Consider the following 9,145-nt stretch of genomic DNA (forward strand, 5'->3'; position numbering starts at 1 on the left):
TTCATAAGAGCGCAGGAGCCTGCGCAGCTCACGAAAACGATCGGTCGACGGTGTCACCTGTTCACACCTTACTCTCGAGCTATGCAATGGGATACGAAGTGAGGATGCGGTAGCCACTCGCCGCGGACGGATCGCGTTTCAGGACCACTTGTACTCCGTTCACCCACTGTGCGGCGGTTCCGCGCTTGAAGTTCTCCCGGGTCAGACTCATCCCGGTCGCCTCGTCGAAGTACTCAGAAAACGCGATCTTCTTCTTGGGGCTGGCGAGCCATTCGCCGATCTCCTTCTGATGCTTGAGCATCGCCGCATCAGAGAATCTCTGAGCTGACCCCTCGTCTATGTACCTGGATGCCGCGTCCATCCCGGGACTGCTTCGAAGACGCGCACGCAGGTCTCGCGTCGTCATCTCCACGTGCCGCTCGATGGTATGCGAGCCGTTCTGGCCTTCGTCACCCGCGATATCGGCGCGGTACTTGGGACTCAGAGGTCCCTTGCGCTTGCTGCGCGGCCAGGCGTTCGGCTCTCCGTCCCGGAGGAGCATGCCGAGATCGCCGGCCTCGACCGCGAGCCCACTGGGCAGCGCGAATTGCGGGCTGAAGCCCGGCAGACGGGCACCTCCCAGGAGGCTGGTCCAGCCACCCCCCTCACTCGCGAGCTGGAACGTCTTCCCGGCTCCGCCGAAGGCTCCGCCGGTGAGGGCTCCGTAGAATCCTGCGTCCTGCGCCTCGTCGAGGTTGAGGCCACCGGTCTGGAGACCCGCGGCAATCTTGAGCGGCTGGGCGACAGCGAGGTCGACGGTCACGGATTCGATGCCCGCGATGGCCGCGGTCGCGAAGACCGTGCCGGCAATGGTGGCGACTTCCGTCGTGAGTGCTACACCCACCGTCGCGGCCAGCTCGACGATGGTGGCGGTAGCCGCCGCCGCCGCGACTTCGGTGGCACCAAGGGTGAAGAACGCCAGGGCTGTGCCGGCGACAATCACGGTGCCCGCGATCTCCAACTCGCGGTCGAGTTTCTTCTTCGCGTCCGCCACGGCATCCGCGTACTGGTCGATGCCGTCCGCCAGGGAACGGGGGCCCTCGACGAGATCCTGGAACCACCCCCTCTTCTCCCCGTAGTACCGGGCCCAGAAAGGATCGGCGAACGCGGAGATGGCCTCACCGCTGTTGTGGTGAATCAGCTCCTGCGCCGCCTTGTTGGAGGCCGCCGCGATGTCTTCCATGTCGTCGGCGAACTTCCGCCAGGCTTTCGCGATGGCACGCAGCTTGCCCACGTCGGCGGCGGGCCACTCGATTCCGGTGACGTCGGTGACGATCTCCCGAACCTTGTCGCCAGTGCTCACTGTTGGTGCTCCGGGCCGTCAGCCCCTCCGTTTGACGCGGGGCCGTGCTTCCGGAACATGGCTCCGACCAGGTCATCGTTGTCTATGTGGCCGTCCGCCATGTCGACCATCGCCATGTGGATGCTCGCCAGGCCGTCCTTGATGATTCCCGCCGACTTCTCCATCTGGGCGACAATCGGCCCGTACTTCTCGTGGAACTTCTTGCCCGATTCGTCGTCTCCCCAGGCAGCTCCCTCTTTCTCCAGCGACGCGGTCAGCGTGCTCAGAGCCGTGCCCAGCGCCTCGCCCTGGTCGTGGAACACCGGCGCTGTCGTCTTCAGATCAGCCGTCCTGATGTCAAGGATCTTGCCCTCGTCGCCCACCCGTATCCCCTCCCGTTGCCTCGCAGCCGTACGACCCTAATCGCGACCGATCGTTCGCAACTGCGGACGAATCAAAGAACGGGCAAAGGTCGGTTCGCGCTACCCCGGCCGTCTCGGCGCAGATCCGGCGGCGATCCGCCTGATGCCGTCTCAGCAGGGAGGTCAGTCCGCCCAGCCCGCCTTCGACGCCAGGACGACTGCCTCGAAGCTGCTGCGGGCGCCGAGGCGCGGTTTGGCCTCGACCGTCTTCGCCCCTGTGACCTCGGCCTCGGCGAGCAGGAGTTCCGCGAAGTCGGCCGCCGTGCGGATGGTGCGGTCGCCGTTGACCGCCGCGCGCAGCTGGTCCGCAGTGACCTTCAGGCCGGAGCCGGGAGCCGGCCGGACGGGGACGAGGGTGCTGCCGGCGAGGGCGGCGAGGCGGGGGTAGCTGACCCAGTAGGGGGCTGGGAGGAGTACCTCGTCGCCTGGTTCGAGGAGCGCGGTGAAGGCGTAGTGCAGGGCTGCTTGGCGCCTGCCGTGATGACGATGTGGGACGGTTCGTACGTCGTTCCGTGGCGGTTGAGGAAGCCCGCCGCGGCCGCGCGGAGTTCGGGGATCCCGGCGGCCGGGGTGTAACGGGTGAAGTCCTCCGCGACGGCCGCCAATGCGGCCCGGACCGCAGGTTCGACCGTGGGAAGGCGGGCTCGCCACTGGTGAGGTTGATGACGTCCACGCCCTCGGCGATCAGCGCCTTCGCGCGGGCGTCGAGGGCCGCGGTCGCGGAGGGCGGCACGTTCGCCGTCCGGTTCGAAAGCCGGACCGGTTCGCCCTCTCCCAGGACGCCACCAGCCACCAGATCCACCACGAGGCACTGAGCAACGCCCAGCAGGTCCTCCGTATCGCCTGCCCCCCCCCTGACGGCCGCGCCCACTCCAGGACGCGTCCGTCGCCTCGTGCGGAACAGAGCGGACGCTCAGACACCCCTCCACACCCGCGTGATGCCCCCAGCTTCCTCGGCAACCACGTCAGCCAGCCAGAACCTCCCTGGTGACAGCCACACCCTCGCCTCGGCCCCGCTCCCACGGCAATCCATGCGACCACTCCCAGCACGATCCGCTAGGCTGTCAGCGGTCAGACGGCTCCCAAGCACGTGTCAGGGAAAGTGTCCGCAAGGACATCTCCCACACCGCACGTGCATGCCACCTGACCAGCTCGTTTGTCGAGCCGGGTCGCGGAATTCCTCTGGGGTTTCCGGCAAGGATTCCGTCAAGCCCCGCCTTCGTAGCTCAGGGGATAGAGCACCGCTCTCCTAAAGCGGGTGTCGCAGGTTCGAATCCTGCCGGGGGCACAAGGGAAGAGACCCCCAGCCGATCACGGCTGGGGGTCTTTGCCGTCTACGGCCGACGACAACGAGGGCGGCCGTCAGCGCCCCGTCGTTCTCGGCCGTGAGCGCGGACCCGGTCGGTTGGCCGGGGGGTGGGTCAGGGGAGTAGGTCCGCGTAGGGGATGACGTTGTTGGCGCGGTGGCCGGCTTTGATTGCGCCGGCGCAGGTCAGCAGGCGGAGTTTGGGGCGGGGGGTGGGGCCGTAGACCCTGTTCGTCGGGAAGGCCTTCTTGTTGACCTCCTCGATCTCGCGGATCTTGAACCTGGCCGTGGCGCCGTCCGCGCGCGGGACCTCGACGAGGTCGCCGAGCCTGATCTTCTTGACGTCCTTCATCAGCGCCGGTCCGTGCTTCGTGTCGAAGTGGGCGACGAGTACGGCTGGTCCCGGCTCGCCCGGGGTCACGCCCTCGGTCCACCAACCGGGTTGGTCCGCCTCGGTGTCGGGGTGGGGGACGCCCAGTTCGCCGGTGGACGGGTCCACCTTGAGGGCGGCCATCTTCTTGACGTTCACGCCCACCGCGTCGATCTTCATGCCGGTCGGCGCGGACCGCTCCAGCGCCGGGGCACCCCGCGGGCCGGCGCCGTCGTCGTGCTGGTGACCTCGGGGGCCGGCGGGAGCTTGGCGGCGGCCCTGCCGACGCAGGCCGTGCCGGCGACGGCGCGTCGCGGGCGCGCGGGGCGGGGCATGGCGGCCATGGCGGGTGCTCCGGGCGGGGTGGGCGCGCGGGGTCGGCGCTCGCCCGCTTCGGGGGCCGCCCGCGGTCCCGGGCCGGAGGAGCTGTGGGAACGACGCTACGGGGGGCGTGTTCTCGTCGTGCGTAGGCGACGTAACGGTTGCCCGTAAGGACCCGGTCGAAGGCGTCAAGGGCGTACGAAAGCCCTCCCGGCCCGGCCGGGAGGGCTTTCGTGCGTCATGGTCGGGGGCAGTGCGCGCCCGTCAGCTGAGGCCCCGGCTGCGTTCGCCGATGCGGTCGCCCTGCGGGGTTCCCGCGCGCTTGAGGTCCGCCTTGGTGTGGGCTCCGCCCTTCACCTTGCTGCGGATCGGGCCTTCGAAGCCGTGACCGGTCGTACGTGGCGTCTGGAGGTGCTCGGCCGCCTTCGCGACCGCCGCCTGGACGTCGTGCTTCTGCTCTTTGCTCATCCCGCCGTCAACTCCCTCGGGAAGCACCCAATCGGACTACTGGGATCGTATGCAGATATACCGACCATTGCACCTGGACTCCGGGCAAAGAATCCTGGATCAAGGGTCGGGCAAAGAGTGGTCGCGGGTGGGTCAGGGGCGTGGGGGAGCCGGGCGGCGCGGGGTTCCGAGCGACTCGTGCACCAGCTCTTCGGGGCACGGCGTACCCCGTGGGAACTGGTACTTCCCCGCCACCCGGTACTCCCCCGGCGCCGGGGCCAGGAGCTCCGTCCACTCGTCCCCTGCGGCGTCCGGGAAGGCCTTGAAGAGGCAGCCGGACGTGTTCTCGTACTCCTTCAGCGAGCCCGGAGGGAGCCCGGAGGCGGTGCCCCGGGCCTTCGAGGCGGCGGTTTCCTGCGGCGGCTCGACGGGTTTGCCGGCGGCGTCCACCAGCCCCAGCCACGGGGAGTGCGGGATCCGTACGAGGACCCGCCCCGGCGTGCGCACGTCGATGACCAGCTGGTCGGCGCCCGCCCGCACCACGGTCGCCGGCCCGGCCACCAGGTTCGTCGGGGCGTCCACCCGGAACAGCCGCCAGTTCGCGTCGCCCCACACCTGGCGCAGGTACGGGAGCCCCGCGCCCACCAGCTTCGACTCGCTCTCGCCGCCCGAGTCGGGTTTGTCGGCGGGCAGCACCACGTAGTGCACGGCCCAGCGCTCCAGCCAGGCCCGGTAGGTGTCGGCGGTGAGGGTGTCGTCGTAGAAGAGCGGGTTGCGCTCCAAGTCGGCCTGCCGGTTCCAGCCGCGCGCGAGGTTCACGTACGCCGGGAAGGCGGAGGACTCGCGGTGACTGCTGGCCGGGACCACCTCGACGCGCCCCCGGTCGGCGCCGACCTTGCGGAGCTGGTCGACCAGGGGGGCCAGCTCGCGGTTCCAGGCGGCGACGGGGGTGGTCCGGACGATGTCGGTGACGCTGTTGGTGGTGATCCAGGCGTTGATCCCGACGACGGCGACCAGCAGGGCGTACCAGCGGCGCGAGCGCGGAGCGGCGTAGGGCAGGGCGGCGAGGAGCACCGCACCGCCGAACAGCATGATCAGCCGGGTCACGTTCGAGCCGATCTGGGAGTCGATCGCCCAGGTCAGGAAGACGCCGAAGGTGTAGACGGCCGCGGCGGCGCGGACCGTGCGCCAGCCCTTCGGGACGAGCAGGACGATGGCCAGGCCGAAGACGAACGGCAGCCAGGCCGAGCCGATCTTCATCGGCTGTGTCCCGGAGAAGGGGAACAGCCAGGCCGACAGCCCGACCACGGCCACGGGGGCCAGCCCGATGGCGTACGCGCCCGGCCGTCGCCCGTTCAGGAACAGCGCGGCCGCGATCACCCCGAGGAACAGCCCGGCGACCGGGCTCGCGGCGGTGGCCAGCCCGGCGAGCGGGGCGGCGACGGCGGCCTTGGCCCAGCGTTTGCGGGCCCACTTGCGGGGCCAGCAGAAGACGGCGGCGACGGCCGCGAGGCCGAACATCACGCCGAGGCCGAAGGTGACGCGGCCGGAGAGGGCGTTGCAGAACAGCCCGTAGACCCCGGCGAGGGCGGGCCACAGGGGGCGCGCGACGGCGCCCCGGCAGCGGGTCAGGATCAGGGCGAGGAGGGCGGCCGAGCAGGTGCCGGCGATCATCATCGTCGTCCGGACGCCGATCATGTGCATGACGTAAGGCGAAACGATGCTGTACGAGACCGGGTGCATCCCGCCGTACCAGGCGAGGTTGTACGCCGTGTCGGGATGCCTGCCGACGAACTCGGCCCACGCGTCCTGCGCGGCGAGGTCGCCGCCGCTGTTGGCGAAGCAGAAGAACCAGACGAGGTGCAGGACGGCCGCGACGGCGGTGGCCACGACCACGGGGTGGCGGTGCGCGCGGGCCAGGAGGCGGGCGGGCGGCCGGGACGACGGCGCGGGGAACGGCGGCTCGGCGGACGGCGGCCCGGGGAACGACGGCGCGGCGGACGGCGGCGCGGCGGACGGCGGCGCGGCGGGCCGCCCTATGCCCTCGGGGTCGGCGGCGCCGACCGTGGGGGCGCCGGGGGTGCCCGGGGTGCCCGGGGTGCCCGGGGCTCCGGGCGGCGACGGTGCGGGGTCGCCGGCCCGGCCGGACTGCTCGTGCTGATCAGCGCTGGTCACAACCGATGCTCTCTCCCCGGTACGACGACGTGCGGCAGCCCCCGGCCCGCTGGACGCGCCACGGCGCCCCGGAGTCGACCGGGGCGCCGGAGCGTCCACCGTCCGACTAGCCGATACGGGTCAGCTTCGCGCTGACGCCCGGCGTGTCCAGTGCGCCCTTCAGAGCGACCGGAACCTTCACCTGGCTGGCCCCGTCGCCCACGGTCAGCACGCCGACCTCGGCGCCGGCCGGAGCCGACCCGGGGACCGCGGCGCTGCCGGGGCCGAGCTTGATGTCCACGGTCAGGGAGGACCAGCCGACCGCCTGCACGTCGGCGGTGGCCACGACCGGGGTCCGGCCGCCGAGGCCGTCGTCCACGTACCCGACGACCTGGCCCTTCTTCACCACGGTGGCACCCTCGATGGACTTCTGCGTCCCGATCAGCAGGGTCCTGCTCGCGGCGATGACGCTGTCGATGATCGGCGGCTTGTGCTGGCCGAGGACCGCGCCGACGATCAGCTGGTTGGTGTCGCCGACCTTCTTCTGTGCGGCGAAGAGGAGGTTTCCACCGGCCTTGGTCGTCGTACCGGTCTTGATCCCGAGGGAGTCGTTGTACGGAACCAGGCGGTTCCAGTTCGGCCAGTTCTTGCCGGACGGGTCCACCCAGCTGGGCTTGCGGGTGATGTCGACCAGCGCCTCGATCTCGACGATCTTGAGGCCGAGCTTCACCTGGTCCTCGGCGGTGCTGACCGTGGTCGCGTCCAGGCCGGAGGGATCGGTGTAGGTGGTGTTGGTCATGCCGAGTTCCTTGGCGGTGTCGTTCATCTTCTTGACGAACGCCTCCTGGGAACCGGCGTCCCAACGCGCGAGCAGCCGGGCGATGTTGTTGGCCGACGGGATCATGAGGGCGGCGATCGCGTCGTACTCCGAGATCTTGTTGCCCTCCTTGACCGTGTTGAGGGTGGACTCGTTGTCCGACTTGTCCTTCTGCCCCTCGATCTCGGCGGTCTTGTCGATGTCGATCACCGCGCCCTTGTCCCCCATCTTGAAGGGGTGGTCGCGCAGGATGATGTACGCCGTCATCGACTTCGTGACGCTGGCGATCGGCACGGGCTTCTGCTCCCCGGAACTGCCGATGGTGCCGAGGCCGGCGGCGGCCATGGAGGCCTGCCCCTCGGTGGGCCAGGGCAGGTCGGGCTTCCCGCCGGGGAAGGCGTACGAGGACTGCGCGGTCAGCACGAGCTTCGGCGCGGGCAGCGGGCGCACCAGCTGTACGACGGCCAGCACGATCGCCAGGAGCAGCACGATCGGGGCGTAGATCTTGAACCGCCGGACCGTGGTGCGGAGCGGGCTCGGCGGCGGGGGCGGGTTGTTGGTGAGGTCCGCCAGCATGTCGAGCGGCGGCCGGGGCGGCAGCGGCTGCTGGCTGGTCCGCTCGCTCGGGTCGAGCCGGGGGACGGTGGTCTGCGGGGCGGATCCCGGTGCCGGTGCCCGTACGGGGGCGGGGGTGGGCCTGGGCTTCGGCTCCGTGCGGGGCTTGGTGTCGCCGCCCAGCGGTACGAAGGTGCTGGAGCGGGGCTCGGGCTTCTTCGCGTCCGGGGCGGGGGCGGGGGCCGTGCCGGCGGGCTTGACGGCCCGGAACACGGCGGTGCGCTCACTGTCGGCCTCGGCGGCCTTGTCGGCGGGCTTGGCCGCGGGCTTGTCGGCCGGCTTGTCGGCGTCCGCAGAAGCGGAACCCGGCTTGGGGGCGTCGGCGCCGGTCGTGGCGGGCTTCGTGGCCCCGGAGGCAGGCTTGCGGTCGGCGTCCGCCGGAGCGGGCTTCACGGCCCGGAACACGGCCGTGCGCTCGCTGTCCCCGTCGGCGGGCCCGTCGGCGGGCTTGCCGGACCGCGGGTCCGAAGCGGAACTCGACTTGGGCGCGTCACCATCGGCTCTGGCGGGCTTGGCAGGCTCGGAACCCGTCCGGGACCGCGTAGAAGCGGAATCACCCTCGGCCGTGTCGCCGGCGGCCGGGGCGGGCTTCACGACCCCGAACGCCGTCTTGCGGTCGGCGTCCGCCGGAGCCGGCTTCACGGCCCGGAACACGGCCGTGCGCTCGCTGTCCCCGTCGGCGGGCTTGTCGGCGGGCTTGGCCGGGGGCTCGCCGGCGGTCGCCGAAGCGGAACCCGACTTGGGCGCGTCGCCGGAGGGCTTCTCGGCGTCGCCGGAGCCCGCCTTGCGGTCGGCGTCCACCGGAGCGGGCCTCACGGTCCGGAACACGGCCGTGCGCTCGCTCCCGCCATCGGCGGGCTCCGTGGCGGGCTTGTCGGCGGGCTTGGTGGCCGGCTTGTCGGCGTCCCCTGAAGCGGAACTCGGCTCGGCGGCGTCCGAGGCCCCCTGGGCGGGCTTGGAGGGCTCGGACGGGGTCCGGGGCCCCGCCGGCGCGGAGACGGCCTTCCCGGCGCCCTCAGGGGCCGGAGCGGGCTTCACGGTGCGGAACACGGCCGTACGCTCGCTCCCGCCATCGGCGGGCTCGGCCGGCTTGTCGGCGGGCTCATCGGCATCCGCCGAAGCGGAACCAGGCTCGGGCGCGTCATTCGCCGCGTCATCCGAAGCCGGAGCGGGCCTCACGACCCCGAAGGCCGTCGTACGGTCAGCGCTCGCCGCCGGGGCAGAATCCCGCTTCGGAACGTCCTCGGAGCCCGACCCGGAAGGCGTGCGCGACGTCGCCGCGTCATCCGAAGCCGGAGCGGGCCTCACGACCCCGAAGGCCGTCGTACGGTCAGCGCTCGCCGCCGGGGCAGAATCCCGCTTCGGAACGTCC

At 71.2% G+C, this 9,145-nt stretch carries 8 protein-coding genes and 1 tRNA gene; 1 reads left to right on the plus strand and 8 read right to left on the minus strand.

The annotated features are described in order from the left end of the window. Positions 1-79: 79 nt before the first annotated feature. From ACIOD1_RS31370 to ACIOD1_RS31380, 3 genes are all read right to left on the minus strand, one after another. Positions 80-1,342: an RNase A-like domain-containing protein gene (locus ACIOD1_RS31370; RefSeq protein ID WP_401906128.1), complete on the minus strand. Its 1,263-nt coding sequence runs from the start codon at positions 1,340-1,342 to the stop codon at positions 80-82. Further along, a complete protein-coding gene (locus ACIOD1_RS31375) occupies positions 1,339-1,704 on the minus strand; it encodes a hypothetical protein (RefSeq protein ID WP_401906130.1) in 366 nt (121 codons plus the stop codon). The genes ACIOD1_RS31370 and ACIOD1_RS31375 overlap by 4 nt, the downstream gene beginning before the upstream one ends. A 162-nt stretch (positions 1,705-1,866) precedes the next feature. Further along, positions 1,867-2,394, minus strand: a complete 528-nt coding sequence (locus ACIOD1_RS31380) for an aminotransferase class I/II-fold pyridoxal phosphate-dependent enzyme (protein ID WP_401906132.1) — start codon at positions 2,392-2,394, stop codon at positions 1,867-1,869. 564 nt (positions 2,395-2,958) lie between these two features. Here ACIOD1_RS31380 and ACIOD1_RS31385 point away from each other — a divergent pair. Continuing rightward, positions 2,959-3,031, plus strand: a tRNA-Arg gene (locus ACIOD1_RS31385). Positions 3,032-3,164: 133 nt separating this feature from the next. Here ACIOD1_RS31385 and ACIOD1_RS31390 read toward each other — a convergent pair. From ACIOD1_RS31390 to ACIOD1_RS31410, 5 genes are all read right to left on the minus strand, one after another. Beyond that, entirely contained in the window at positions 3,165-3,599 is a 435-nt protein-coding gene (locus ACIOD1_RS31390; RefSeq protein ID WP_401906135.1) for a sortase domain-bontaining protein, read from the minus strand. After that, complete coding sequence (locus tag ACIOD1_RS31395) at positions 3,596-3,763, minus strand: hypothetical protein (protein WP_365626421.1); 168 nt, start codon at positions 3,761-3,763, stop codon at positions 3,596-3,598. The genes ACIOD1_RS31390 and ACIOD1_RS31395 overlap by 4 nt, the downstream gene beginning before the upstream one ends. 241 nt (positions 3,764-4,004) lie before the next feature. Beyond that, the gene (locus tag ACIOD1_RS31400; protein WP_365626418.1) at positions 4,005-4,208 is read right to left on the minus strand and encodes a hypothetical protein; all 204 of its coding nucleotides are present in this window, start codon (positions 4,206-4,208) and stop codon (positions 4,005-4,007) included. Between the two features lie 132 nt (positions 4,209-4,340). Beyond that, the gene (locus ACIOD1_RS31405) at positions 4,341-6,362 is read right to left on the minus strand and encodes an MFS transporter (RefSeq protein WP_401906138.1); all 2,022 of its coding nucleotides are present in this window, start codon (positions 6,360-6,362) and stop codon (positions 4,341-4,343) included. A gap of 106 nt (positions 6,363-6,468) precedes the next feature. Continuing rightward, positions 6,469-8,823, minus strand: coding sequence for a hypothetical protein (locus ACIOD1_RS31410; protein WP_401906141.1), 2,355 nt, complete (start codon positions 8,821-8,823; stop codon positions 6,469-6,471). Positions 8,824-9,145 lie beyond the last annotated feature (322 nt).

Origin of the sequence: Streptomyces sp. NPDC088097, assembly GCF_044741845.1 — a bacterium.
In the GTDB taxonomy this organism is placed as follows: Bacteria; Actinomycetota; Actinomycetes; order Streptomycetales; family Streptomycetaceae; genus Streptomyces.